The organism is Malikia spinosa, from assembly GCF_002980625.1.
GTDB lineage: Bacteria > Pseudomonadota > Gammaproteobacteria > Burkholderiales > Burkholderiaceae_C > Malikia > Malikia spinosa.
Map to the genome: position 1 here is coordinate 15,019 of NZ_PVLR01000011.1, position 25,064 is coordinate 40,082.

Consider the following 25,064-nt stretch of genomic DNA (forward strand, 5'->3'; position numbering starts at 1 on the left):
GCGATGCGGGTTTTACGCTTGCCACAAGGGGGGACAGGAGGCAATATCTGTACAGAAACCACTCCAGGGAGGAAGCAATGGCAGCCACGAGCAAGCCCGGGTCGGGCCAAGGGGCCGAGACCCGAGACACCGCAATGCCAGCCATCGGAGCGAGCCAATTGGCGAGCGGACGCCGTGGCCTGCTGGCCGGCGCCGCCAGCATCACGCTGCTGTGGGCGGCAGGCCCGGCGCGGGCCTTCCCGGATTACCCGGTCACGCCCGGCCAGCGCGGGACCGCGCAAAAGGTGGCGCAGGCCGGCGTGCCGCTGTCCGAGCTCAGCCCGAATGCGCCGGACCGCTATACCGTCAAGCGCGGCGACACCCTGTGGGACATCTCGGGGCTCTACCTCAGGCGGCCCTGGCGCTGGCCCGAGCTCTGGGGCATGAACCTGCAGCAGATCCGCAACCCGCACCTGATCTTCCCGGGCCAGCGGCTGGTGCTGCACAAGGCCAACGGCCGCGCCTGGCTCAGCCTGGAGCAGGGGGAGATGCCCACGGTCAGGCTGTCGCCTCGCGTCCGGAGCGAGAACCTGGCCGAAGCGGCAATCCCGCCGATTCCGCTCGACGTGATCGCGCCGTTCCTGAACGAGGCGCTGATAGTCGACGAAAACACCCTGGCCGGTGCGGCCCGGCTGGTCGCCACGCCGGAAAACCGCGTGCTGCTGAGCCAGGGCGACCGGGCCTATGCGCGCGGCCAGTATGGCGACAGCGGCCGCCAGCTCGGTCAGCCGCTGCAGCTCGAGGCGGGCTCGCCGCGCCGGTTGCGCATCTTCCGCAACGCGGTGGCGCTCAAGGACCCGGCCAGCGGCGAGATCCTGGGCTACGAGGCCCAGTATGTCGGCCAGGCCGAGCTGGTGCGCTCCGAGGACATCATCGTCGGCACCGGAGCGGACGGCAAGCCAACGCAGCAGATCGTTCCGGCGACCGTGGACATCACGCTGGCCAAGGAAGAGGTCCGCATCGGTGACCGACTGCTGCCCGCGCCACCGCCCGAGTGGCCGGTATTCGTGCCGCACGCCCCCGAGCCGGAACAGCAAGGACAGGTGGTGTCGGTCTATGGCAATGCGGTGCGCTACGCCGGCCAGAGCCAGGTCGTGACGATCAACCGCGGCGCGCGCGACGGCGTCGAACCCGGCCAGGTGCTGACGCTGCTCAAGGAGAGCGGCGTGCTGCCCGACAAGACCGACCCGGGCAAGCCCGAGTTGCGCCTGCCAGGCGAGCGCAACGGCCTGATGATCGTGTTCCGGGTCTTCGAACGGGTGTCGTACGCGCTGCTGCTGCAGATCACCGACGGCGTCAAGATCGGCGACCGCTTCATCACCCCTTGACGCCTGCTGTCATGACGCGCGCGCTGCCAGACGCCGAACTTGAGGCCTGGCTGCGCCTGAAGCTCACGCCCGGTGTCGGTGATGCCAGCGCGCGCAAGCTGCTGGCAGCCTTCGGCCTGCCGCCAGCGATATTCGCCCAACCGCGCGCGGCGCTGGCCGCCGTGGTCGGCCCGACCCTGGCCGAGCGGCTGCTGACCGAGCCCGAGGGCTGGCGCGAACTGTGCGAGCAGACCCGCCGCTGGCTGGCAGGCGCTACGCGGCGCCAGTTGCTGACGCTGGGCGACCCGGACTATCCGGCCGAGCTGCTGCAGATCGAGGACCCGCCGCTGCTGCTGCACCTGGAGGGCAACCCGGCCGCACTGCGCCATCCGCTGCGGCTGGCCATGGTCGGCAGTCGCAACCCGACCGCCCAGGGCGCCGACCATGCGCGCCAGTTCGCCCGCGCACTGGCCGAAGCCGGCGCCTGCATCGTCTCGGGGCTGGCGCTCGGCATCGACGGCGCCGCGCACGAGGGCGCGCTGGAGGCTGGCGGCTGCACGCTGGCGGTGGTCGGCACCGGGCTGGACCAGATCTACCCGAAAAAACACCAGGCGCTGGCGCAGCGCATTGCCGCCCAGGGCGCGCTGATCAGCGAATACCTGCTCGGCACGCCACCGCTGGCAGCCAACTTCCCGAAACGCAACCGCATCATCTCGGGCCTGAGCCAGGGCGTGCTGGTGGTGGAAGCCGCGCTGCAGTCGGGCTCGCTGATCACGGCACGCCAGGCCGCCGAGCAGGGACGCGAGGTGTTCGCGATTCCCGGCTCGATCCACTCGCCGCAGTCGCGCGGCTGCCATGCGCTGATACGCCAGGGTGCCAAGCTGGTCGAGTCGGCAGCGGACATCCTGGAGGAACTGCGTGACCAGCTCCCGTCCGCTGCGACGGGTCAGGAGTCGGAGCCAAACGGAACGGCTGATCAACAGGGCACAGTGCAAGGCAAGGACCCGCTGCCGGACGATGCGCTGCTGCGGGTGCTGGGCTTCGAGCCGTGCGGACTCGATGCCTTGCAGGCCCGTTGCGGCCTGGACCTGCCGACCCTGCAGGCCAGGCTCCTCGAGCTCGAGTTCGACGGCTGGGTGGCCCGCCTGCCGGGCGGGATCTACCAGCGGCGCGCACGCAGCTGAAAAAAAGCCCCCCGGTCGTCAGACTGGGGGGCTTGCAGATCGGAAGTCGAAGATCGGTGCTCAGACCACGGCGCCGGAATGCGGGTCGTCCGGATCGCCGGCCTTCTTGCCCGACGTCTTGACCAGGTCCTCGCGCTTGATGCCGAGCCACATCGCGATCGCCGCCGCGACGAACACCGACGAATAGATGCCGAACAGGATGCCGATGGTCAGCGCCAGCGCGAAATGGTGCAGGGTCTGGCCGCCGAACAGCAGCATCGACAGCACCATGATCTGGGTCGAGCCGTGGGTGATGATGGTGCGGCTGATGGTCGAGGTGATGGCGTGGTCGATCACCTGCACCGGGTCCATCTTGCGCTGGCGCCGGAAGGTCTCGCGGATGCGGTCGAAGATCACGACCGACTCGTTGACCGAATAGCCCAGCACCGCCAGCACCGCCGCCAGCACTGCCAGCGAAAACTCCCACTGGAAGAAGGCAAAGAAGCCCAGGATGATGATGATGTCGTGCAGGTTGGCGATGATGCCCGAGACCGCGTATTTCCACTCGAAGCGGACCGCGAGGTAGAGCATGATGCCGGCGATCACGAAGGCCAGCGCCTTGAGGCCGTCGGCCAGCAGTTCCTTGCCGACCTGCGGGCCGACGAACTCGGTACGGCGCAGCGACACCGCGGGGTTCTGTGCCTTGAGCGCCGCCATCATGGCCTCGCTCTGCTGGCCCGAGCTCTGGCCCTGCAGCACCGGCAGCCGCATCAGCACATCGCGCGAGGTGCCGAAGTTCTGCACCGGCACGTCGGCATAGCCGAGCTGGGTCACGACCTTGCGCACCGACTCGAGGTCGGCCGGCTGCTCGTAGGCGACCTCCATCACGGTGCCGCCGGTGAACTCGACCGACAGGTTGAGCCCGCGCGAGAACAGGAAGAAGACCGCCGCCAGGAAGGTGATCAACGACACCGCGTTGAGCACCAGCGCGTGGCGCATGAAGGGGATGTCCTTCTTGATTCGAAACAGTTCCATCGCGTTTTCCTGTCAGTCGGCCTGGGACGGGCTGGCGGCCGGTTTCCACACCGTGCCGATCGACACGGACTTGAGCTTCTTCTGGCGGCCATACCAGAGGTTGACCAGGCCGCGCGAGAAGAACACGGCCGAGAACATGCTGGTCAGGATGCCGATGCAGTGCACGACCGCAAAGCCGCGCACCGGGCCGGTACCGAAGGCCAGCAGCGCCACGCCCGCGATCAGCGTCGTGATGTTGGAGTCCAGGATCGTGTCCCAGGCATGGTCATAGCCGGCAGCGATAGCCGATTGCGGCGCGGCGCCGTTGCGCAGTTCCTCGCGGATGCGCTCGTTGATCAGCACGTTGGAGTCGATCGCCATGCCGAGCGCCAGCGCCATCGCGGCAATGCCAGGCAGGGTCAGCGTGGCTTGCAGCATCGACAGCACGGCCACCAGCAGCAGCAGGTTGACCGACAGCGCGATGCTCGAGAACACGCCAAACAGCATGTAGTAGACGCACATGAAGATGGCAATCACGATGAAGCCGCCGATCACGCTGTTGAAGCCCTTGGCGATGTTCTCGGCGCCCAGGCTCGGGCCGATGGTGCGCTCCTCGATGATCTCCATCGGTGCCGCCAGGCTGCCGGCGCGCATCAGCAGCGCGAGGTCGGTCGCCTCCTGCGGGCTGTTCATGCCAGTGATCTGGAAGCGGTTGCTGAGCTCGGACTGGATGGTCGGCGCGGTCAGCACCTCGAGCCGGCCCTTCTCGATCAGCACCACCGCCATGCGGCGCTTGATGCCGTCGCGGGTGACGGCGCGCATCGCGGCGCCGCCCTTGCCGTCGAGCGTCACGCTGACGACCGAGCTCGAGTTCTGCTGGTCGATCGAGGCGTCGGCGCCGGTCAGGTTCTCGCCGCTGAAGACCACTTCGCGCGACAGCAGCAACGGCTCCTTGCGGCCGTCGCGGGTCGAGTAGATCAGCTCGGTGCCGGGCGGCACCAGGCCCTGCTCGGCTTCCTGCAGGCGGGCCGGGTTGTAGTCGCGCGCGCCCGGCTGGCCATGGGCCTCGACCATGCGGACTTCCAGCGTCGCGGTGCGGCCCAGGATGTCCTTGGCCTTGGCCGTGTCCTGCACGCCCGGCAGCTGGACCACGATCCGGTCCTGGCCCTGCTGCTGGATCACCGGCTCGGCCACGCCGAGCTCATTGATCCGGTTGTTCAGGGTGTTGATGTTCTGCTTGAGCGCCTGCTCCTGGATCGCGCGCGCACCTTCGGGCTTGAGGCGGGCCGTCAGGCGGAACTCGCCTTCGGCGGCGGATTCGGTGAAGACCCAGTCGTTGAACTGGGTCTGGAGCAGCTGGCTGGAGGCCGCCAGCGATTCGGCATCGCGCAGCCGGATGTCGAGCGCCTGGCCTTCGCGGCGCACGATCGCGCGCAGGTTCTTCTCGCGCAAGGCGCTGCGGACATCGCCGGCCATGGCCTCGGCCCGCTTGACCAGCGCGCCCGGCATGTCGACCTGCAGCATGAAGTGCACGCCACCGCGCAGGTCCAGGCCCAGGTACATCGGCGCCGCACCGAAGGACTGCAGCCAGGCCGGAGTGCGCGGCAGCAGGTTCAGCGCCACGACATGGCCGGGATTGGTCGGATCGGTGTTGAGTGCGTGATCGATCGCGTCACGCGCCTTGATCTGCAGATCGGTGCTGGCAAAACGCGCCTTGACCGAATTGCCATCGAACTGGATCGCTTCGGCTGCCAGCCCCTGCTGCGCCAGCACCTGCTCGACGCGGCTGACCATGGACAGGTCGACCTTGATGGTGGCCTTGCCCGAGGAAACCTGGACCGCTGGTGCCTCGCCAAAGAAGTTGGGCAGGGTGTAGAGGGTGGCAATCAGCAACGCGACCACGATGGTCACGTATTTCCACAGGGGATATCGATTCATGAGCCTGGCGCTCCGTTCAAAAAGCCGAACGGCCGGACCCAGGTCCGGCCGAACTCAATCGCGAGGGAATTACTTGAGGCTGCCCTTGGGCAGCACCTGCACCACGGCAGAGCGTTGCAGCTGGACTTCGACGCCAGTGGCGATCTCGACGCCGATGTGGCTGTCGCCGATCTTGCTGACCTTGCCGAGCAGGCCGCCAGCGGTAACGACTTCGTCACCCTTGGCCAGCGCCTCGATCATGGCCTTGTGTTCCTTTTGCTTGCGCATCTGGGGCCGGATCATGACGAAATACAGCACGCCGAACATCAGCACCAGCGGCAGCATGCTCATCAGGGTCGATTGGGTATCGCCGCCAGCGGCGGCCTGGGCGAAAGCGGGAGAAATGAACACTTGGGGTCCTGTCAGAAAAGAATTCAGAGGCGGCCGACCCTGAGGGCCAGCCTGCGGTCATTCTAATCGTCGCCCAGGTCAAAGCGCTCGCGCAAGGCCAGGGCGAAACCGGGTGTACCTCCCAGGGTCAAGGTCAGCGTGTAGCGCGGCAGGCCGTCGCTTGTTGCCTGGCAGGCCAGCCGGCGCGCGGCCGGGTCGTAGTCGAGCTCGAGCGCGGCGACGGTCTCAAGGCTGGCATGCAGGTCGTAGTCCCAGTCGCCGTCGTCCTCGAGCGGGCCGCGCACGCCGGCAAAGCCGTGGTGCGCCCAGTCCAGCACGGCGGCAACCTCGGCCTGCAACGCCGGCCATTGCGCGGCGCCGACACTGGCCATGGCCTCGAAGCTGGCAAGACCGCCGCTGTCTTCGCTGCAGTCAAATTGGAGAAAACGCAAGGTCTGGCTCATGAGGGGGGGTCCTTTCAGGTCGGCCCGATTGTGCTTGGACTTTGTGCGTTGACTGCGCGCGGCTTGAATCCCTTCAGGCCCTGTCGCCGGCTGGGGACTGGGCGCGCCACTGCGCCAGCAGCTGGCTCCAGCGCTCGCGCGCTGCCGCCAGATGGCGCGCCTTGACATGGCCGAAGCCCTTGATCTGGCCCGGCAGATGGGCGAGCTGCAGCGCCAGCGCGTGGTTGTCGGGCGACAGCGTCGCCAGCAGCTCGTCGACCAGCGCCAGGTATTCGCTGGGCAAGGCCCGCTCAGTGCGGCGCTCGGCGCTGCGACCGAACGGATCGAAGGCGGTGCCGCGCAGGAATTTGAGCCGCGCCAACCCACGCATCAGGCCCAGCATCCAGGGGCCATAGGCATTCTTCCTGAGCTCGCCCTGCGGGTTGCGCTTGGCCCAGAACGGCGGCGCCAGATGGAAATGCAGCTGGTAGTCGCCCTCGAAGCGTTCGGCCACCTCGCGCTCGAAGCTGCCATCGGTGTAGAGGCGCGCCACCTCGTACTCGTCCTTGTAGGCCATCAGGTCATGCAGGTGGCGCGCGACGGCCTCAGCCAGCGCGGTCTTGCCGGGCACTTGGGCAGCTTCGGCTTGCTGGACGCGGCGCACCGCGTCCTGGTAGCGGCGCGCGTAGGCCGCATCCTGGTAGGCGGTCAGCCGTTCGACGCGGTCCCACACCAGCCCGTCCAGCCCGGGCCTGGGCTGGAAGCGGATCACCTGGGCTGGCGGTGTCAGCAAGGCCTGCACGCGCGCGCCGTCATGCGCCGCCAGCCGGCCCCATTCGAAGGCGGCCAGGTTCTGTGCCACCGCCGTGGCATTGAGTTCGATCGCGCGCTGCAGCGACTCGCGCCGCAGCGGCACCCAGCCGCGCTGCCAGGCATAGCCGAGCAGCAGCGGGTTGGCGTAGATCGCGTCGCCGACCAGCTGGCGCGCCAGGGCCTCGGCGTCGAGCACCGACAGCGCGGGCTCGCCCACCGTCTGGCCCAGGATGGCCTGGCATTGCGCGCCGGGACTCTTCCAGCCGCCCTGGTGCACGAAGGCCGCCGTCGGCGCAACATGGGAATTGAGCGCGACACGGCTGCGGCCGGCACGCAGGCGTGACACCGACTCGGCTTGCGCGGCAACGATCGGGTCGCAGCCCAGCAGCAGGTCGGCCTCGGCCAGGCTGACGCGGGTGGTCAGGATGTCGGGCTGCCGGTCGGCAATCTGGACATGGCTCCAGGTGGCACCACCCTTCTGCGCCAGGCCGGCGGCGTCCTGCGTCACGACGCCGCGCCCGTCCAGGAAGGCGGCCTCGCCGATCAGCTGACCGAGCGTGATGACGCCGGTGCCGCCCACGCCGGCAATCAGGATGCCGTAGGGATGAGCCGTCGCTGGCAGCTCGGGCTCGGGCAAGTCGCCCAGCTCGGCCGGGTCGGGCAGACCCTTGAGCGCTGCGCGCCGCAGCCGCCCACCTTCGACCGTGACGAAACTGGGACAGAAACCGTCCAGGCAGGAATAGTCGAGGTTGCAGCTGCTCTGGTTGATCTGGCGCTTGCGGCCGAGTTCGGTCTCGAGCGGCTCGACGCTCAGGCAGTTGCTTTTCTCGCCACAGTCGCCGCAGCCTTCGCAGACGGCGGCGTTGATATGGACGCGCCGCGCCGGCTCGACCAGCAGGCCGCGCTTGCGCCGGCGCCGCTTCTCGGTGGCGCAGGTCTGGTCGTAGATGATGGCAGTCGTGCCCGCCACCTCGCGGAACTCGCGCTGCAGGCGATCGAGCTCGTCGCGGTGCTCGACCGGCACCTCGGCGGGCAGGCGCAGCGTGATGCCGCCGGGCAGCTGCTGCTCGGCGTTGACGTACTTGAGCGGCTCGTCGGTCACGATCACGATCCGGCGCACGCCTTCGGCGCGCAGGCTGTGCACGATCTGCAGCACCGAACAGCCCTCGGGGCGTTCGCCCACCGGCTGGCCGCCGGTCATCGCGACCGCGTCGTTGTAGAGGATCTTGTAGGTGATGTTGACGCCGGCGGCGATGGTCTGGCGGATCGCCAGCAGGCCGCTGTGGAAATAGGTGCCGTCGCCGAGGTTGGCGAACAGGTGGGGCTCGCGGCTGAAGGGCTGCTGGCCGACCCAGGGCACGCCCTCGCCGCCCATCTGGGTGAAGCCCTCGGTATGGCGGTCCATCCAGGTCACCATGTAGTGGCAGCCGATGCCGGCGATCGCGCGCGAGCCTTCCGGCACCACGGTCGAGCGGTTGTGCGGACAGCCCGAGCAGTACCAGGGCGGGCGCTCGGGTGCCGCGCCGCCCGCATAGAGTGTCTGCAGCGATTGCGCGCGCGCGTCGAGCAGATCCAGCTGCGACTGGACCCGCTGTGCAACAGCACTGCCCGGTGCCAGCAGGCCGCGCCGCTGCAGCCGGCGTCCGATCGCGCGCGCGATCAAGGCTGGCGTCAGGTCGGCGGTGGCGCGCAGCAAGGTCTGGCCGCTCGGGTCGGGCAGGCTCCACTCGCCGCCGCTGTGGTCGGTCCCGGACTCGTCGAACTTGCCGAGCACATCGGGGCGCACATCAGGGCGCCAGTTGTAGAGCTCCTCCTTGAGCTGGTACTCGATGACCTGGCGCTTTTCCTCCACCACCAGGATCTCCTGCAGGCCGGTGGCAAACTCGCGCACCGTCTGCGCTTCCAGCGGCCAGACCACCGCGACCTTGTGCAGACGGATGCCGAGCGCGCGGCAGGCGGCCTGATCCAGCCCGAGGTCGGCCAGTGCCTGCCGCGTATCGCTGTAGGCCTTGCCGCTGGCGATGATGCCGTAGCGGTCATCGGGCCCGGACCAGACATCGTGGTTGAGCCGGTTGGCCCGCACATAGGCCAGCGCGGCATACCACTTGTGGTTCATGAGCCGGTCTTCCTGCGCCAGCGGGGTGTCGGGCCAGCGGATATGCAACCCGCCCGCCGGCATCGGGAAATCGGGCAGTACGATCTGCACCCGCTGCGGATCGACCTCGACCCCGGCGCCCGACTCGACCACCTCCTGGATCGTCTTCATGCCGGCCCACAGGCCGGCGTAGCGGCTCATGGCGAAGGCATGGATGCCCAGATCGAGGATCTCTTGCACGCTGGACGGGAAGAACACCGGCAGGCCGCAGGCCTTGAACACATGGTCGCTCTGGTGCGGTGCGCTCGAGCTCTTGGCTGCGTGGTCGTCGCCGGCGACCGCGATCACGCCGCCCCAGGGCGTGGTGCCGGCCAGGTTGGCATGCTTGAAGACGTCGGAGCAGCGGTCCACGCCCGGTCCCTTGCCATACCAGAGGCCGAACACGCCATCAAACTTCTGCGTGCCAGGCGGCGCATAGCCCAGCATCTGCGTGCCCCAGAGCGCGGTCGCGGCCAGCTCCTCGTTGACGCCAGGCTGGAACACGATCTGGTGCGCGTCGAGATGCTGCTTCGCCTTCCAGAGCGCGAGGTCGTAGCCGCCCAGCGGCGAGCCGCGGTAGCCGCTGACCATGCCGGCGGTGCTCTTGCCCTGCAGCGCGTCGCGCTGCTGCTGCAGCATCGGCAGCCGCACCAGGGCCTGAATGCCGCTCATGAAGACATGGCCGCGCGCCAGCGCGTATTTGTCGTCGAGCGTGACGGCGCCAGGAACAGCGCCGACCAGGGCAGACTGGGGGACGGTCATCATCAACCTCCTTTTGGCCAGGGTGACGACCCACAGGCCGGCACCCCATCGACAGGATGAATCCGATCAAAGTGTATGCGGGGCTTGATCCGCTGCACAGCTGTCGCCCCCCGTCGCGCCGCAGCTGCCGCGCGGCATTCATGAATTTGAAACACTGGTGCCGCAGACTAATCGTTCCTTGATCACATCAATCCGACTTAGTCATGCACAACCCTAACGCCACCTCGCGCCGCAATATCCTGAAAATGCTGTCGGCGGCACCCATGCTGCCGCTGACCACCGGCTTTGCCGGTTCCGCACTGCTGGCCGGCTGCGGGGGTGGCGACGACGCCAGACTCATCGGTGTCACGTTCAGCTCGATGGCGGCACCGACGCTGGCCAACCCGGCTGCCATGGCCACCACCACCGTCGGTTCGGTGATGAGCGCCAGCTTCGACGACGGCACCAAGGCCGACTTCAAGCTGTCCTATGCACCGTTCTTCATCACCGGCAACAAGGTCAGCGACGGCAAGGGCGGCCAGATCCTCGCGGGTGGCTATTTCGACATCAACAACCAGCCGATCATCGACAAGACCGTCGTCGGCAGCGAGCGCCAGTTCTTCTCCGATGGGCCGGACGGCACCTCGCTGCTGAGCGTGCCCGGCGCCAAGGTCGACGGCGTGAAGGGCAACGCCGTGTTCGCGGTCGTGCAGTTCGAGTACAGCTCGCTGGCCCAGGACGGCAAGACCGGCATGTACGGCAAGCTGCCGTCGCCGATCGCCGTGCTGACGCTGGACCAGAATCCCCAGACCGGCAAGCTGTCGCTGGTCAAGTACCACAACGTGAACACCGCGGGCGTGCATGGCCTGTGGATCACCTGCGGTGCCAGCCTGTCGCCCTGGGGCACCCACCTGTCGAGTGAAGAGTACGAGCCCGATGCATTCGCCGCTCGTGACAAGAACTTCATGAACGACTTCAGCCTGAACCTGTATGGTGACGCCACCAAGGCCAATCCCTACCACTACGGCCATATGCCCGAGGTGACCGTCAATGCCGACGGCACGGGTTCGATCAAGAAGCATTACTGCATGGGCCGCATCTCGCACGAGCTGGTGCAGGTGATGCCTGACAATCGCACCGTGCTGATGGGCGATGACGCGACCAACAGCGGCTACTTCGTGTTCGTGGCCGACAAGGAAAAGGACCTGTCGGCCGGTACGCTGTACGTCGCCAAGGTCGGCGCCGGCTTCTCGATCGATCCGGCTGCAGCCGCCGCACCGCTGAGCTGGATCAAGCTGGGCTCGGCGACCAGCGCCGAAATCGAGCAACTGGCCAACACGCTCAAGCCGACCGACATCCTGGACATCAGGAGCGCTGATCCGGCTGACGCCTCGTTCAAGAAGACCGTCGCCAACGGCAAGACCGAATGGATCAAGGTCAAGGCCGGCATGGAGAAGGCAGCAGCCTTCCTCGAGACCCACCGCTATGCTGCCTATGTCGGCGGCAGCCTGGGCTTCACCAAGATGGAAGGCACCACCGTCAACATCAAGGACAAGGTCGCCTATTCGGCGCTGCAGAACATCCAGAGCTCGATGGTGGCGGGCAATGCTGCCAACGTCCCGGGCAACGGCATTTCCCTGCCGAAGCAGCTGGTGGCCGGCGCCGTGATGGTGCTCAACCTCAAGGGCGGCCTCAAGGACGATCTGGGCGCCACCATCGCCAGCGAATGGATGCCTGCTGACACCAAGGCACTGCTGGTTGGCGAGGACCTGCTCGCCGCCGATGGCAAGACGCTCCAGGGCGACGCGCTTGGCAACACCGCCAACCCGAACAAGATCGCCAACCCGGACAACCTGAAGTTCTCCGAGAAGATGCGCACCCTGTTCATCGGCGAGGACAGCGGCCAGCATGTCAACAACTTCCTGTGGGCCTACAACATCGACACCAAGGTGCTGTCGCGCATCATGTCGATCCCGGCTGGCGGCGAATCGACCGGTCTGCACGCGGTCGACGAGCTCAACGGCTGGACCTACATCATGAGCAACTTCCAGCACGCTGGCGACTGGGGCAGCATCCACAGCATCGTCAAGGGCCAGTTGGACCCGCTGATCAAGGCCAACTACAAGTCTGGCGCCGCCGTCGGCTATCTGACGGGCGAACTGACCGAAATCTCCCTGAACAAGGCTTGATATGAACTACCACAGCCCCAAAGACGAATTCAACGACGGCGAAAACGTCAACTTTTCCGACAACGCCCACATGGATGACCTGCTGGCAGCTCGTCTGAGCCGCCGTCTGGCACTCCAGGGCGGCATCGGCGTGACCACCGGCCTGCTGCTGGGCGGCTCGGCAATGGCCGCACAGGGCCAGGCCAGCGGCGCAGCGCGCGCGAAGAAAGCCGCCCTCAAGCTGGGCTTCGGCTCGGTGGCCAAGCACCGCGACGACAAGGTCAGCCTGCCGGCCGGCTACCAGATGAGCATCCTGCACGCCCTGGGCGACCCGATGCACTGGGGTGACGAGTCCTGGAAGGGCGACGGCAGCGAAAGCGCCGACTCCTACAACCGCCGCATCGGCGACGGCCATGACGGCATGTACTTCTTCGGCCTGGGCGAAGCCGGCAAGTTCGACGCCAAGCGCTCGGACCGCGGCCTGCTCTGCGTCAACCACGAATACGTGGTCGCCCCCTATGCCCTGCACCCGAACGGCAAGACCAGCGGTGCCGCTCGCGTCGCCAGCGAGGTCGAGAAGGAAATCTACGCCCACGGCGTCAGCGTGGTCGAGGTCAAGCGCGACGCCAAGGGCACCGGCATGGGCATGGTGCGTGGCTCGCGCTTCAACCGCCGCATCACATCGGCCACCACCATGGCCTTCGCCGGCCCGGTCAAGGGCAGCGAACTGGTCCAGACCCGCTTCTCGCCCGATGGCATGAAGACCCGCGGCACCAACAACAACTGCGCCAACGGCTACACCCCCTGGGGCACCTACCTGACCTGCGAGGAAAACTACACCAACGTGATCAGCCGTGCCGCCGGCGATGACGCCAAGCGCAGCGCCAAGGAGATCACCGGCCTCAAGCGCTACGGTATGACCGACGGCCGCAAGAGCCCCTATCTCTGGGATACCGCTGGCAGCGACGACCTGTTCGCACGCTGGAACAGCGCCGTCACCGGCGCGACCGCCGGCGACGACTACCGCAACATCTTCAACACCTTCGGCTGGGTGGTCGAGATCGACCCGTTCAACCCCGACAGCACCCCGGTCAAGCGCAGCACGCTGGGCCGCTTCAACCACGAAGGCGCCTGGCCGGTGCCGGCCGTCAAGGGCCAGCCGGTCGTGATCTACAGCGGCGACGACTCGCGCAACGAGTACATCTACAAGTTCGTCTCGAAGGCGCTGTGGGATGAGGCCGACGTCAACGGTGGCCTGGCCGCCGGCGCCAAGTACCTCGACGAAGGCCAGCTGTATGTGGCCAGGTTCAACGCCGACGGCAGCGGCGAATGGCTCGAACTGGCCCATGGCAAGAACGGCCTCGACGCCAGCAACAAGCTCTATGCCTTCGCCGATCAGGCCGATGTGCTGATCCACGCCCGCCTGGCCGCCGATGCCGTCGGCGCAACCAAGATGGACCGCCCGGAATGGGGCGCGGTCAACCCGCTGAACCACGAGGTCTACATGACCTTGACCAACAACAGCAACCGGGTCGACCCGAACGCCACCCCGACCGGCAGCCAGCTCAAGCCCGACGCGGCCAACCCGCGTTACTACAGCGACAGCCACAACGCCAACGGCAAGACCAAGGTCAACAAGGGCAACCCGAACGGCCACATCATCCGCTGGAAGGAAGCCGGCGCCCAGGCGGCCACCCGCTTCAGCTGGGACATCTACCTGTTCGGCGCCGAGGACGATGCCGCTGCCGACGTCAACCTGTCGGGCCTGACCGCGGTCAACGACTTCTCGAGCCCGGACGGCCTGTACTTCGACCCGCGCGGCCTGCTCTGGATCCAGACCGACGACAACGCCTACACCGACGAGACCAACTGCATGATGCTGGCCGCAGTGCCTGGCAAGGTCGGCGACGGCGGCAAGGTGACGGCTGCTGGCGGTACCGAGACCCGGGTCGGCGCCAAGGCGACGCCCGACAGCGTGCGCCGCTTCCTGGTCGGACCGAAGGATTGCGAGATCACCGGCATCGCGATCACCCCGGACGGCCGCACCATGTTCTGCAACATCCAGCACCCGGGCGAGGACAGCAAGCTCGACGCCCTGTCCAGCCACTGGCCGGACAGCCAGACCAACCCGGGCTCGACCAAGCGCCCGCGCTCGGCCACGATGGTGATCACCCGCACCGACGGCGGCCCGATCGGCCTCTGATGACAACTGCGCCGGCCTGATGGGCCGGCCCAGGCCACAGCGCAAAACCCCTGCCGCCGCAAGGCGCGCAGGGGTTTTTTCATGTCAATGCGCCAGCAGCGGCGCCAGAGATCAGGCTGGAATCAGCCCAGATGGCGGGCGAAGAAGGCCAGCGTGCGCTCGCGTGCCAGTGCAGCCGAAGGCGGGTGCGAGGCGCCGCGCTGGTCGCAGTTGAAGCCATGGTGGGCGTCGTAGCTGTGCAGCTCGACGCTGGGCTGGGCGGCACGGAAGGCCTCGACCGTATCCATCGGAATCCAGTGGTCCTGCTCGGCGAAATGCGCCAGCACCGGGCATTGCGGACGGCGCGCGGCCTCGTCGGGCGTGGTCATGCCGCCACCGTAGTAGGGCACGGCGGCGGCCAGGCCCTGCAGCTCGCAGGCGCTGCGCCAGGTCAGCAGACCGCCCCAGCAGTAGCCGACGATGCCGACCTTGCCGCCGCTGCGACGCGCCGCCTCGTCGATCGCGGCCTGGATGTCAGCCAGCACGCCGGGCGCCGGCAGCGCCTCGACCGCCAGCTTGAGCGCGAAGCCGGCCTGCATGTCGGCGTCGGTGTAGCCGAGCTCGACGCCCGACTTGACGCGGTCGAAGGTCGCAGGCGCGAGCGCCAGATAGCCCTCGGCCGCATAGCCATCGGCCACGGCACGAATATGCGAGTTGACGCCGAAGATCTCTTGCAGCACCACGACGGCGCCGCGCGGCTGGCCGGCCGGCTCGGCCAGGTAAGCGGAACAGGTGCTGCCGTCGGCGGCGGTGATGGCGATGAGTTGGCCCATGAAAACAGTCCTCCTGAACGGTCAAAAACCCATAGGTTAGCGGACTTCGACGCAGCGGCATGCCCGACAATGCGACGATGGAACTCAAGCCGCTGATCACCCTGCTGGCGATCGTCAACCCGCTGGCGATCGTGCCCTTCTTCATCCATTACACCCAGGGCTTTTCCGATGAGCAGCGCCGACGCACGGTGCTGATCGCCTCGTTCAGCGCCTTTGCCGTGATCGCGGCCTGCGCGCTGCTGGGTCTGCAGATCCTGGACTTCTTCGGCATCTCGCTGGCGAGCTTCCAGGTCGGCGGCGGCATGCTGCTGCTGAACTCGGCGCTGTCGATGCTCAACGCCCAGCCGGCCGAGGCACGCACGACCCAGGACGAGGTCGACGATGCGTCGGCCCGGACCTCGATCGCCGTGGTGCCGCTGACCATTCCGCTGCTGACCGGCCCGGCCTCGATGTCGACCGTCGTGATCTACGCCGACCAGGCCAAGACGCTGCTGCAGCACGCCGCGCTGGTCGGCTACGGCGTGGTGATCGCGCTGGCCACCGCCATCTGCTTCACGCTGGCGGTGCCGATCGAGCGCGCGCTCGGCAAGACCGGCATCAACGTCATGACCCGGATCATGGGCCTGATCCTGGCCGCGATCGCGGTCGAGGTGATGGCGGCCGGGCTGGTCAAGATCTTCCCGGTGCTGGGCGGCTGAAATCGGCCGCGCGCCGGCTCACTCGTCGGCGTCGGCGTCGGCTTCTGGCTCGGACTCGGATTCCGGCGGTGCCTTGACGAAGGTCACCGGCACCGGCGCATGCTCGAGCATGCCGCGCGAGACCGAACCCAGCGCGCTGCGCACCAGGCCCATGCCATGGCTGCCCATGACCACCGCGTCACAGCCCTCCTCCTCAAGCAGTTCGAGCAAGGCCGGCACCACGTCGCCGACCACCACGGTCTCGGAATAAGGCAGGTAGGCGGCCTCGACCAGCTCGACAGCGGGCGCCATCAGGTCACGCCCGGCGCCGACCGCGACTTCGGCCAGCGCCTCGGCGTCATGCAGCGTCAGCATTTCGTAGGCCGAAGCCGGCTCCTGCACGTTGACGAGCACCAGCTCGACCTCGAGCCCGGCGCTCGCCAGGGCAATCGCATGCTGCAGCGCCTGCAGCGCCAGTTCGGAACCGTCAATCGGAACAAGCAACTTCATATCCAGCCTCCAATGCGGCCGCGCGGATGGCGGCTCGGTCATGGCTATCATAGGCCCGCTCGGACCAGGGCAGCGGCAGGCGCCAGCCAGGACCGTGACCCGTCGCAAACCAGAGGGTCAAACGGGGCCGAACCCGTGCAGGAGGTAGAGTCGCCAACAGGGTTTACCCGCAAGATCGTTCGCGATCTGCCATCACGGGCGATAATTCCCCCCATTTTTGCACCGAAGCTCTCTTGACTTCCGCAAGATTGACACGACATACTTAGCAACATGCAAATGACTACACACCACTCCCAAGCCTATCTGAAATTCCTGAACCTGGTCAAAGCGATCCGTGATCTGCCGACCTTCCCGATGCTGGATGCCGTCGAACAGTCGCTGCTCGACAGCTTCGCAGCCGTCTGGCACACCGGCAAGCAGATCACCGTGCTCGAAGCCATGCACATGTCGAAAGAGATTTCGCCCAGCACCGTGCATCGTCGCCTCAAGACGCTGCGCGCCAAGGGCATGATCACCCTGGTCAACGACCAGATCGACAGCCGCACCAAGTATGTGATGCCTACTGCACTGGCCAACCAGTGCTTCGACCAGCTCGGCCAGTGCATGGACGCTGCCAACCAAGCCTGAACGCCGACCCGGTTTCAGATCAAGGCTTAGCCGCCCTGCTCGCAAGAGCAAGGCGGCTTTTTTACGCCTGAGCACGCCATCCGGACAGGGTCAGACGGCCACAAAACTCCCCGACTTGCCGCCATGCTTCTCGAGCAACCGGATGTCCGAGATCACCATGCCGCGGTCGGCCGCCTTGCACATGTCGTAGATGGTGAGCAGCGCGCAGTTGACGGCGGTCAGCGCCTCCATCTCGACCCCGGTCGGGCCGACGGTCTCGGCGCTGGCGCGGCAGACCACGGCCGGCTCGGCCTCGAGCAGCTCGAACTCGACCGTCACGCGGGTCAGCGCGATCGGGTGGCAGAGCGGGATCAGGTCGGCGGTGCGCTTGGCGCCCATGATGCCGGCCAGCCGCGCCACGCCCAGCACATCGCCCTTCTTCGGGCTGCCATGCCGGACCAGCTCGAAGGTGGCGGGCAACATGCTGATGCGGCCCTGCGCCAGCGCCACGCGGTGGGTCTGCGCCTTGGCGCCGACATCGACCATATGGGCCTGGCCGCTGGCGTCGAAATGGGTGAGGGGGGAATCGCTCATGCTCAGATTTACCTACGAAATGTGATCCGGTGCCGGAACGGGCATGATACGGCGATGTGCGCTCCCTTCCGTTCCCGCTGGCGGCCCTGGCTGGCTGCCGCCCTGTTGCTGCTGACGCCCCAGGCCTGGTCGCAGGCCCAGGCGCCGGCCGATCTGCCGGCCCTGCCACCCATGCGCGCCCTGCCCAGCCTGGGCGACGGCGGCGAGATGACGCTGGGCGAGGAGCGCCGCATCGGCGACCAGATCGCCCGCTCGATCTACCGCGACCCCGACTACCTGGACGACCCGCTGCTGGCCGACTATTTGCAGCAGGTCTGGCGGCCGCTGCTCGATTCGGCGCTGGCGCGCGGCGAACTGCCAGCCGATGCCGACCAGCGCTACGCCTGGCGCCTGCTGCTGCTGCGCGAGCCCTCGGTCAACGCCTTCGCGCTGCCGGGCGGCTACCTCGGCGTGCACATGGGCCTGCTGGCGACCGTGGCCAGCGCCGACGAGCTGGCCTCGGTGCTCGCGCATGAGCTCAGCCATGTCTCGCAACGCCATATCGCGCGCCTGCTGACGCAGCAGAGCCGGCAGGCGCCCTGGATGATCGCGTCGATGCTGCTCGGCGTGCTGGCGGCCAGCAAGTCGAAGAACGCCGACATCGGCAACGCCGCCATCGTGGGCGGACAGGCGCTGGCCATGCAGACCCAGCTCAACTTCTCGCGCGACATGGAGCGCGAGGCCGACCGGGTCGGCTACGGCATCATGACCGGAGCCGGCTTCGACGGCGCCGGCTTCGCGACCCTGTTCGACAAGCTGCAGCAGGCCTCGCGCCTGAACGATGACGGCGCCTTCCCCTACCTGCGCAGCCACCCGCTGAGCACCGAGCGCATGGCCGACATGCGCGCGCGGCTGGCGCTGAACCAGCCCGCCACGCGCGACGGTACGGGCCCGAGCCCGGCCCTGCACGCCCTGATGTCGGCGCGCGCCCGCGTGCTGGGCGAGACCCGGATCGAGCGGCTGCAGGCGCTGGCACAGGCCGGGCGCTCGAACGCGGCGCCGCGGCACGACCCGGCCACGCTGTCGCTGCGCTATGCCGCAACCCTGGCCGCAGCCCAGCTGCGCGACGCCGGCACGGCGCAGGAACAGCTCGGACGCCTGCTCGCGGCCCTGCCCGACGACGCCGCCGCGCGTCAGGCGATCCATCTGCTCGCACTTGAAGCCATGCAGCTGACGCAAAGCGAACGCCTGGCCGGCCTGGAGCGGACCACGCTGCGCGAACAGGCACTGGCTGCCCCTGAGCGCGCCGCGCTGCTGCTGGGCGCGCGCGCGGCCAGCGCACCGCCGGAGGCACGCGCGCTCGACAGCGCCAGCCAGCGGCTGCAGACCTGGCTGGCGCTGCACCCCGACGACATCCCGGCCTGGCAGGCCCTGGCCACGGTGGCGCAGCAGCAGGGCCAGCCGGTGCGCGCCGCACGCGCGATGGCCGAGGCCCAGCGCGCCCAGCTCGACCTGGCGGGTGCGCTGAGCCGCATGAAGTCGGCCCAGACGCTGGCGCGCCAGCAAGGCCACAGCGATCACGCCGAACTGTCGATCATCGATGCGCGCACGCGCGAGTTCGAGCGCCTGCTGCAGGAACAGTTCTGCGAAGAGCGCGAACAGCGCGACTCCGTCTGCCAGAAACCACGCTGAAACCGCATTTCTTGCGGCTGCCGGAGGGGCACAGATAAAATCCAGGGTTTAGATTTTTGAGGCTCCCATGACCGACGCCAAGACCCCATCCCAAGCCTCCACCGTCAACGCGCAAACCATGGCCAATGCCATCCGCGCGCTGGCGATGGACGCCGTGCAGCAAGCCAACTCGGGCCACCCGGGTGCGCCCATGGGCATGGCTGACATGGCAGTCGCGCTGTGGGGCCGCCACCTCAAGCACAGCCCGGCCAATCCGGGCTGGTTCGACCGCGACCGCTTCGTGCTGTCGAACGGTCACGGCTCAATGCTGATCTACGCGCTGCTGCACCTGAGCGGCTACAAGCTGCCGATGAGCGAGCTGAAGAACTTCCGCCAGCTCGGCTCCAAGACCGCCGGCCACCCGGAAGTCGGCCACACCCCGGGCGTCGAGACCACCACCGGCCCGCTGGGCCAGGGCATCACCAACGCGGTCGGCTTCGCGCTGGCTGAAAAGCTGATGGCCGCCGAGTTCAACCGTGACGGCCACGAGATCGTCGACCACCGCACCTATGTCTTCCTGGGCGACGGCTGCCTGATGGAAGGCATCAGCCACGAAGCGATCGCACTGGCCGGCGCCTGGAAGCTCGGCAAGCTGATCGCGCTCTACGACGACAACGGCATCTCGATCGACGGCCAGGTCACGCCCTGGTTCATCGACGACACCCCGAAGCGCTTCGAGGCCTGCGGCTGGAACGTGATCCGCGCCGTCGACGGCCATGACGCCGACGCGGTCGACGCCGCGATTGCCCAGGCCAAGCTCAATGCCGACAAGCCGACCCTGATCTGCTGCAAGACCCATATCGGCAAGGGCAGCCCGAACCGCGCCAACACCTCGAAGGCGCACGGCGAGCCGCTCGGCGCCGAGGAAATCAAGCTCACGCGCGAAGCGCTGGGCTGGGCGCACGGCCCGTTCGAGATCCCGAAGGAAGTCTATTCAGCCTGGGACGCCAAGGACGCCGGCAAGGCCGCCGAGAAGGCCTGGAAGGACCGCTTCGCGGCCTACAAGAAGGCGTTCCCGACTGAAGCCAAGGAATTCGAGCGCCGCATGAAGGGCGAGCTGCCGAAGAACTTCGAGCAGATCGCTGCCGACACCCTGGCTGCGGCCCATGCCAAGGCCGAGACCGTTGCCAGCCGCAAGGCCAGCCAGCTGGCGCTGGAAGCCTTCACCGCCGCACTGCCCGAACTGCTCGGCGGCTCGGCCGACCTGACCGGCTCCAACCTGACCAACACCAAGTCGACGCCCAACCTGCGCTTCGACGCCAGCGGTGCCGTGGTCAAGAACGAGGCCGGCCAGGGCGGTCGCCACATCAACTACGGCGTGCGCGAATTCGGCATGGCCGCGATCATGAACGGCGTGGCGCTGCACGGCGGCTTCATCCCCTACGGCGGTACCTTCCTGACCTTCAGCGACTACAGCCGCAACGCGATCCGCATGGCCGCGCTGATGAAGCAGCGCGTGGTCCATGTGTTCACCCACGACTCGATCGGCCTGGGCGAGGACGGTCCGACCCACCAGTCGATCGAGCACGCCGCCAGCCTGCGCCTGATCCCGAACCTGGACGTCTGGCGTCCGGGCGACACCGCCGAAACCGCGGTCGCCTGGACCGTCGCGCTGCGCAACGCCGACCGCCCGACTGCGCTGCTGCTGAGCCGCCAGAACCTGCCCTACGCGCCCAAGGCTTCGCTCGACGACATCGCCAAGGGCGCCTATGTGCTGAGCGAGCCGTCCGATGTCGGCTTCAAGAAGAACAAGAAGGCCAAGGCCGTGATCATCGCGACCGGCTCCGAAGTCCAGCTCGCGCTGGCCGCGCAGCAGCTGCTGGCCGAGCAGAAGGTGGCCGTGCGCGTGGTCTCGATGCCGAGCAACACCACCTTCGACCGCCAGGACGGCGACTACAAGTACAGCGTGCTGCCGGCCGAGCTGCCGCGCATCGCGGTCGAGATGGGCGTGAGCGAGGGCTGGTGGAAATACGGCTGCGACGCCGTGGTCGGCATCGACTGCTACGGCGAGTCGGCACCGGCGCCGGTGCTGTTCAAGCATTTCGGCTTCACGCCCGAGAACGTCGCGGCCACCGTGCTGGCTGTCGTCGGCGAGAAGATCTGAGACTGATTCAGGCGGCGGGCCGGTCCCGCCGCCACCCTGATCGACAGGGCGCCGTCAGCGCTCTGATCCATGCTTGGGGTACGTAACGATTTTGTAACTTCCTGAAAAAGCAAATCATGACCATCAAACTGGGCATCAACGGCTTCGGCCGTATCGGCCGTCTGGCGCTGCGCGCTGCCGTGCTGGGCTTCGACGACATCGAGGTCGTCGGCATCAACGACCCCAAGCCGGCCGACTACCTGGCCTACATGCTGAAGTACGACAGCGTGCACGGCCGCTTCCAGGGCGAAGTCAGCTTCGACGACAGCCACCTGATCGTCAACGGCAAGGCGATCCCGCTGACGCATGAGCGCGATCCCGAGCTGCTGCAATGGGGCAAGATGGGCGTGGACGTGGTGCTCGAGTGCACCGGCCAGTTCCTGACCGCCGAAGGCAACCAGGCTCACCTCGACGCGGGTGCCAAGAAGGTCGTGATCTCGGCCCCGTCCAAGGATGACGTGCCGATGTTCGTCTACGGCGTCAACCACGCCAAGTACGCCGGCGAGGCCGTGATCTCGAACGCGTCCTGCACCACCAACGCGCTGGGCCCGGTCGCCAAGGTGCTCAACGACAAATGGGGCATCAAGCGCGGCCTGATGACCACCGTGCACGCCGCCACCGCCAGCCAGAAGACCGTCGACGGCACCTCGCGCAAGGACTGGCGCGGCGGCCGCGGCATCCTCGAGAACATCATCCCGTCGAGCACTGGCGCCGCCAAGGCCGTCGGCAAGGTGATCCCCGAGCTCAACAAGAAGCTGACCGGCATGAGCTTCCGCGTCCCGACCTCGGACGTGTCGGTGGTCGACCTGACGGTCGAGCTCGAGAACGAAGCCAGCTACGAGGAAATCTGCGCCGAAATGAAAGCGCAGTCTGAAGGCGCGCTCAAGGGCATCCTGGGCTACACCGACGAGAAGGTGGTCTCGACCGACTTCCGCGGCGAATCCTGCACCAGCGTGTTCGATGCCGGCGCCGGCCTGGCGCTCGACAAGAGCTTCGTCAAGATCGTGGCCTGGTATGACAACGAATGGGGCTACGCCGCCAAGTGCCTGGAGATGGTGCGCGTGGTATCGAAGTAATCGATTCCAGCCAGCCACCCAGGTGGCCAGCCAGCAAAGACCCGCCCCAGTGGCGGGTTTTTTCATGACTGGTCTTAATGCTAAAAGAGTGAAATTTCCAGACCTTAGATGCAAGAATTTGTAACGAGTGAGACAATGCGGGGTTAACCCTGACCATCAACTGCAACAGCTTTAATAAAAAAGCCCCAACAGGACGGCAATGCCTCCAGGCTGCCGCCGCACATGTCCACCTCCCCCAACACTCCGTCGTCGTCCCTCTGGCAACTGATGGCGCCACACCTTGGCCTGATCGCGCTGAGCTTCACGCTGTCCCGGCTGACCTACGAACTGCACGAGCTGCTGACGCCCTATGTGGCCTACACGCAGGGCGTGGATCTGCTGTTCCTGCCGGCGGGCGTCAAGCTGGTCCTGATCATGGTGGCGGGCTGGCGCGGCGCATTGGGCTGCGGCCTGTCCTTGCTGAGCCTGTCCACCCGCTTCTGGCCGGATCTGGAGCCGGTCTGGCTGCTGCTCTACTCGACGCTGTCGGTCGGCATGACCTGGCTGGTGGTCGGCGTCATGCTCAGGCGCATGGCACTGGGGCCGACGCTCGAAGGGTTGAGCTTCTGGGAACTGGTGCAGATCGACATGCTCAACACCTTGCTGCACGGCATCGTGGTCAACGGCTATTTCTGGTCACTGGGCCTGCGCAGCAGCGAGTCCTTCTGGTCGGCGGCGCTGGCGATGACGCTGGGCGACTTCCTGGGTGCCGGCGTCATCATGCTGCTGGTATTGCTGGTGGCGCGCCTCATTGCGCCAGTACGGACTTGAGTCCAGCCCGGCGCCCGGGAGCACGGCCCGTGCCGGCCGCATGCTGGCCCAGCTTGAAGACCGACACGGTCTGCACCAGTTCCTGCGCCTGATCCCTCAGGCTGGTCGCGGCAGCGGCCATCTGCTCGACCAGCGCGGCGTTCTGCTGCGTGGCCTGGTCCATCTGCATCACGGCCTCGCCGACCTGGCCCACGCCCGCGCTCTGCTCGGTGCTCGCCGCGCTGATCTCGCCCATGATGTCGGTCACGCGCTTGATGCCCGCCACCACCTCGTTCATGGTCGCGCCGGCCTGGTCCACCTGCACCGAGCCCTGCTCGACCCGCTCGACGCTGGTCGTGATCAGGCCCTTGATCTCCTTGGCCGCCTCGGCGCTGCGCACCGCCAGGTTGCGCACTTCGGCCGCCACCACGGCAAAGCCACGCCCCTGCTCGCCGGCGCGCGCCGCCTCGACCGAGGCGTTCAGCGCCAGGATATTGGTCTGGAAGGCGATGCCGTCGATCACGCCGATGATGTCGGCAATGCGGCGCGAACTGTCATTGATGCCCTTCATGGTGTCGACCACCTGGGCCACCACCCCGCCGCCCTTGATCGCGATCTCGCTGGCGCTCTGGGCCAGCTGGTTGGCCTGGCGCGCGTTGTCCGAGTTCTGGCGCACGGTCGAGCCCAGCTGCTCCATCGAGGCCGAGGTTTCCTCCAGCGCGCTAGCCTGGTGCTCGGTGCGGGAGGACAGGTCCAGGTTGCCCTGGGCAATCTGGCTGCTGGCGCTGGCCACGCCATCGGCATTGGCCAGCACTGACTGCACCGTCTTGACCAGACCGCTTTGCATCAGCTCGAGCGAGTGCAGCAACCGTCCGGTTTCATCCTGGGAGTTGGCTTCAATCCGGTTGCTCAGATCCCCTTCGGCGATCCGGTTCGCTACCGCCACCGCCTGGCCCAGCGGCACGGTGATGCTGCGCGCAATCAACCAGCTGGTCACGACGGCCGCGGCAATCGCCAGCAGACAGACGACGATCAGCTGGATCTTCTGTGCCAGGTAGGCGTCTTCCGCGTCCTGCTTCAACTCGGCAGTCCGAGCTTCAGCCAGTTCCGAATAGGCCTGGGTGGCCTGGCGCAGCTCGGCCAGCAGCGGGCGGCACTCGTCATTGATCTTGGCGATGGCTTCTGCCTGCTTGCCCTGCAGCGCCAGCTCGACGATGGACAGCGCCACCGGGCCATAGCGCTGCTCGACGCGGTCGACGTCCGCTACCAGCTGACGGGCCTGCGCGGTGGTGTCAGTGGCGCTGGCGATCAGCTGCTTGAGCTGGGCCAGGCTGGACTGGACCTCCTGATGCGCCTGCTCGACATTGGCCTTTTCAAGCGCAACATCCTCGGGCTTGCTGGTCAGGACCAGGTTGCGCGCCGCGATGGCCCGGTGGTCGACAGCAGTCTGGACATGCTCGGCCACGGTGGAACGCGCATTGAGTCCGTCGACATAGTCCATGAAACGCTGGTTGGCGGCATCGAGCGCCAGCAGGGACAGGCCGGCGACCAGCAACACCAAGGCCGCCAAACCACCGAAGGCCAGGCTCAGCTTGAGCCGAACCGCCATATCACGCAAGTTCATCATCGTCATCTCTTCTTCAGGCGCTACCCGGCCCGGATGGGGCTGCCCATCGGACCGATCATTCACCCGAATGTTCGATGAGCAATCTAGCTAATTATTTTCATTAGAAACAGTATTATTCTAATCACAATGCTTAATTAGTCAATGAAGACTTAGCAGATTCCAAGGGTATTTGAGGATTGACTTCTGCA

Annotated in this window: 19 protein-coding genes; 10 read left to right on the forward strand and 9 right to left on the reverse strand. The window is 67.0% G+C overall.

The window, feature by feature from the left end; genetic code table 11:
• Positions 1 to 134 precede the first annotated feature (134 nt).
• Together C6P61_RS03755 and dprA are read left to right on the forward strand one after the other, a co-directional pair.
• On the forward strand, positions 135 to 1,367 hold the full coding sequence (locus C6P61_RS03755) for a LysM peptidoglycan-binding domain-containing protein (RefSeq protein WP_105728689.1): 1,233 nt from the start codon (positions 135 to 137) through the stop codon (positions 1,365 to 1,367).
• Between the two features lie 11 nt (positions 1,368 to 1,378).
• Positions 1,379 to 2,530, forward strand: coding sequence for a DNA-processing protein DprA (gene dprA / locus C6P61_RS03760; protein ID WP_425319731.1), 1,152 nt, complete (start codon positions 1,379 to 1,381; stop codon positions 2,528 to 2,530).
• Between the two features lie 60 nt (positions 2,531 to 2,590).
• Here the strand turns inward: dprA and secF are convergent, their stop codons facing one another.
• From secF to C6P61_RS03785, 5 genes are all read right to left on the reverse strand, one after another.
• On the reverse strand, positions 2,591 to 3,544 hold the full coding sequence (gene secF, locus C6P61_RS03765) for a protein translocase subunit SecF (RefSeq protein ID WP_105728594.1): 954 nt from the start codon (positions 3,542 to 3,544) through the stop codon (positions 2,591 to 2,593).
• A gap of 12 nt (positions 3,545 to 3,556) precedes the next feature.
• Positions 3,557 to 5,461 (reverse strand): protein translocase subunit SecD, encoded by a 1,905-nt coding sequence (secD, locus tag C6P61_RS03770; RefSeq protein ID WP_105728595.1) that lies wholly within the window; start codon positions 5,459 to 5,461, stop codon positions 3,557 to 3,559.
• Between the two features lie 69 nt (positions 5,462 to 5,530).
• On the reverse strand, positions 5,531 to 5,851 hold the full coding sequence (gene yajC / locus C6P61_RS03775; protein ID WP_105728596.1) for a preprotein translocase subunit YajC: 321 nt from the start codon (positions 5,849 to 5,851) through the stop codon (positions 5,531 to 5,533).
• Between the two features lie 62 nt (positions 5,852 to 5,913).
• A complete protein-coding gene (locus C6P61_RS03780; protein WP_105728597.1) occupies positions 5,914 to 6,294 on the reverse strand; it encodes a hypothetical protein in 381 nt (126 codons plus the stop codon).
• 73 nt (positions 6,295 to 6,367) lie between these two features.
• Positions 6,368 to 9,982, reverse strand: a complete 3,615-nt coding sequence (locus C6P61_RS03785) for an indolepyruvate ferredoxin oxidoreductase family protein (protein WP_105728691.1) — start codon at positions 9,980 to 9,982, stop codon at positions 6,368 to 6,370.
• Positions 9,983 to 10,185: 203 nt separating this feature from the next.
• On the opposite strand from C6P61_RS03785, the gene C6P61_RS03790 reads away from it, so the two are divergent.
• Entirely contained in the window at positions 10,186 to 12,150 is a 1,965-nt protein-coding gene (locus C6P61_RS03790; RefSeq protein ID WP_105728598.1) for a PhoX family protein, read from the forward strand.
• Between the two features lies 1 nt (position 12,151).
• The gene (locus C6P61_RS03795) at positions 12,152 to 14,332 is read left to right on the forward strand and encodes a PhoX family protein (RefSeq protein WP_105728599.1); all 2,181 of its coding nucleotides are present in this window, start codon (positions 12,152 to 12,154) and stop codon (positions 14,330 to 14,332) included.
• Positions 14,333 to 14,454: 122 nt separating this feature from the next.
• Here the strand turns inward: C6P61_RS03795 and C6P61_RS03800 are convergent, their stop codons facing one another.
• On the reverse strand, positions 14,455 to 15,144 hold the full coding sequence (locus C6P61_RS03800; protein WP_105728600.1) for a dienelactone hydrolase family protein: 690 nt from the start codon (positions 15,142 to 15,144) through the stop codon (positions 14,455 to 14,457).
• 77 nt (positions 15,145 to 15,221) lie between these two features.
• On the opposite strand from C6P61_RS03800, the gene C6P61_RS03805 reads away from it, so the two are divergent.
• Complete coding sequence (locus C6P61_RS03805) at positions 15,222 to 15,842, forward strand: MarC family protein (RefSeq protein WP_105728601.1); 621 nt, start codon at positions 15,222 to 15,224, stop codon at positions 15,840 to 15,842.
• Positions 15,843 to 15,860: 18 nt separating this feature from the next.
• Here C6P61_RS03805 and C6P61_RS03810 read toward each other — a convergent pair whose 3' ends face one another.
• Positions 15,861 to 16,331 carry a universal stress protein gene (locus C6P61_RS03810; protein WP_105728602.1) on the reverse strand — a complete coding sequence of 157 codons (471 nt, stop codon included), beginning with the start codon at positions 16,329 to 16,331 and terminating at the stop codon, positions 15,861 to 15,863.
• A 276-nt stretch (positions 16,332 to 16,607) separates the two neighbouring features.
• On the opposite strand from C6P61_RS03810, the gene C6P61_RS03815 reads away from it, so the two are divergent.
• The gene (locus C6P61_RS03815) at positions 16,608 to 16,958 is read left to right on the forward strand and encodes a MarR family winged helix-turn-helix transcriptional regulator (RefSeq protein ID WP_105728603.1); all 351 of its coding nucleotides are present in this window, start codon (positions 16,608 to 16,610) and stop codon (positions 16,956 to 16,958) included.
• Between the two features lie 90 nt (positions 16,959 to 17,048).
• Here the strand turns inward: C6P61_RS03815 and moaC are convergent, their stop codons facing one another.
• On the reverse strand, positions 17,049 to 17,531 hold the full coding sequence (gene moaC, locus C6P61_RS03820) for a cyclic pyranopterin monophosphate synthase MoaC (protein WP_105728604.1): 483 nt from the start codon (positions 17,529 to 17,531) through the stop codon (positions 17,049 to 17,051).
• 54 nt (positions 17,532 to 17,585) lie between these two features.
• Here moaC and C6P61_RS03825 point away from each other — a divergent pair, with 54 nt between their 5' ends.
• From C6P61_RS03825 to C6P61_RS03840, 4 genes are all read left to right on the forward strand, one after another.
• A complete protein-coding gene (locus C6P61_RS03825; protein ID WP_105728605.1) occupies positions 17,586 to 19,202 on the forward strand; it encodes a M48 family metalloprotease in 1,617 nt (538 codons plus the stop codon).
• A gap of 67 nt (positions 19,203 to 19,269) precedes the next feature.
• Positions 19,270 to 21,345 carry a transketolase gene (tkt, locus tag C6P61_RS03830; RefSeq protein ID WP_105728606.1) on the forward strand — a complete coding sequence of 692 codons (2,076 nt, stop codon included), beginning with the start codon at positions 19,270 to 19,272 and terminating at the stop codon, positions 21,343 to 21,345.
• 116 nt (positions 21,346 to 21,461) lie between these two features.
• Positions 21,462 to 22,460 carry a type I glyceraldehyde-3-phosphate dehydrogenase gene (gap, locus tag C6P61_RS03835; protein ID WP_105728607.1) on the forward strand — a complete coding sequence of 333 codons (999 nt, stop codon included), beginning with the start codon at positions 21,462 to 21,464 and terminating at the stop codon, positions 22,458 to 22,460.
• A 222-nt stretch (positions 22,461 to 22,682) separates the two neighbouring features.
• Entirely contained in the window at positions 22,683 to 23,270 is a 588-nt protein-coding gene (locus C6P61_RS03840) for a hypothetical protein (RefSeq protein ID WP_146114962.1), read from the forward strand.
• Here C6P61_RS03840 and C6P61_RS18265 read toward each other — a convergent pair.
• The gene (locus C6P61_RS18265) at positions 23,248 to 24,873 is read right to left on the reverse strand and encodes a methyl-accepting chemotaxis protein (RefSeq protein WP_146114963.1); all 1,626 of its coding nucleotides are present in this window, start codon (positions 24,871 to 24,873) and stop codon (positions 23,248 to 23,250) included. The genes C6P61_RS03840 and C6P61_RS18265 overlap by 23 nt on opposite strands.
• Between the last annotated feature and the right edge of the window lie 191 nt (positions 24,874 to 25,064).

Coding starts and splice junctions, on each gene's coding strand:
- secF (WP_105728594.1), bottom strand. CDS start 3,544: ATGGAACTGTTTCGAATCAAGAAGGACATCCCCTTCATGCGCCACGCG.
- C6P61_RS03755 (WP_105728689.1), top strand. CDS start 135: ATGCCAGCCATCGGAGCGAGCCAATTGGCGAGCGGACGCCGTGGCCTG.
- C6P61_RS03825 (WP_105728605.1), top strand. CDS start 17,586: ATGTGCGCTCCCTTCCGTTCCCGCTGGCGGCCCTGGCTGGCTGCCGCC.
- tkt (WP_105728606.1), top strand. CDS start 19,270: ATGACCGACGCCAAGACCCCATCCCAAGCCTCCACCGTCAACGCGCAA.
- gap (WP_105728607.1), top strand. CDS start 21,462: ATGACCATCAAACTGGGCATCAACGGCTTCGGCCGTATCGGCCGTCTG.
- dprA (WP_425319731.1), top strand. CDS start 1,379: ATGACGCGCGCGCTGCCAGACGCCGAACTTGAGGCCTGGCTGCGCCTG.
- C6P61_RS18265 (WP_146114963.1), bottom strand. CDS start 24,873: ATGAACTTGCGTGATATGGCGGTTCGGCTCAAGCTGAGCCTGGCCTTC.
- C6P61_RS03780 (WP_105728597.1), bottom strand. CDS start 6,294: ATGAGCCAGACCTTGCGTTTTCTCCAATTTGACTGCAGCGAAGACAGC.
- C6P61_RS03810 (WP_105728602.1), bottom strand. CDS start 16,331: ATGAAGTTGCTTGTTCCGATTGACGGTTCCGAACTGGCGCTGCAGGCG.
- C6P61_RS03785 (WP_105728691.1), bottom strand. CDS start 9,982: ATGACCGTCCCCCAGTCTGCCCTGGTCGGCGCTGTTCCTGGCGCCGTC.
- C6P61_RS03795 (WP_105728599.1), top strand. CDS start 12,152: ATGAACTACCACAGCCCCAAAGACGAATTCAACGACGGCGAAAACGTC.
- C6P61_RS03840 (WP_146114962.1), top strand. CDS start 22,683: ATGTCCACCTCCCCCAACACTCCGTCGTCGTCCCTCTGGCAACTGATG.
- C6P61_RS03800 (WP_105728600.1), bottom strand. CDS start 15,144: ATGGGCCAACTCATCGCCATCACCGCCGCCGACGGCAGCACCTGTTCC.
- C6P61_RS03805 (WP_105728601.1), top strand. CDS start 15,222: ATGGAACTCAAGCCGCTGATCACCCTGCTGGCGATCGTCAACCCGCTG.
- C6P61_RS03815 (WP_105728603.1), top strand. CDS start 16,608: ATGACTACACACCACTCCCAAGCCTATCTGAAATTCCTGAACCTGGTC.
- moaC (WP_105728604.1), bottom strand. CDS start 17,531: ATGAGCGATTCCCCCCTCACCCATTTCGACGCCAGCGGCCAGGCCCAT.
- C6P61_RS03790 (WP_105728598.1), top strand. CDS start 10,186: ATGCACAACCCTAACGCCACCTCGCGCCGCAATATCCTGAAAATGCTG.
- secD (WP_105728595.1), bottom strand. CDS start 5,461: ATGAATCGATATCCCCTGTGGAAATACGTGACCATCGTGGTCGCGTTG.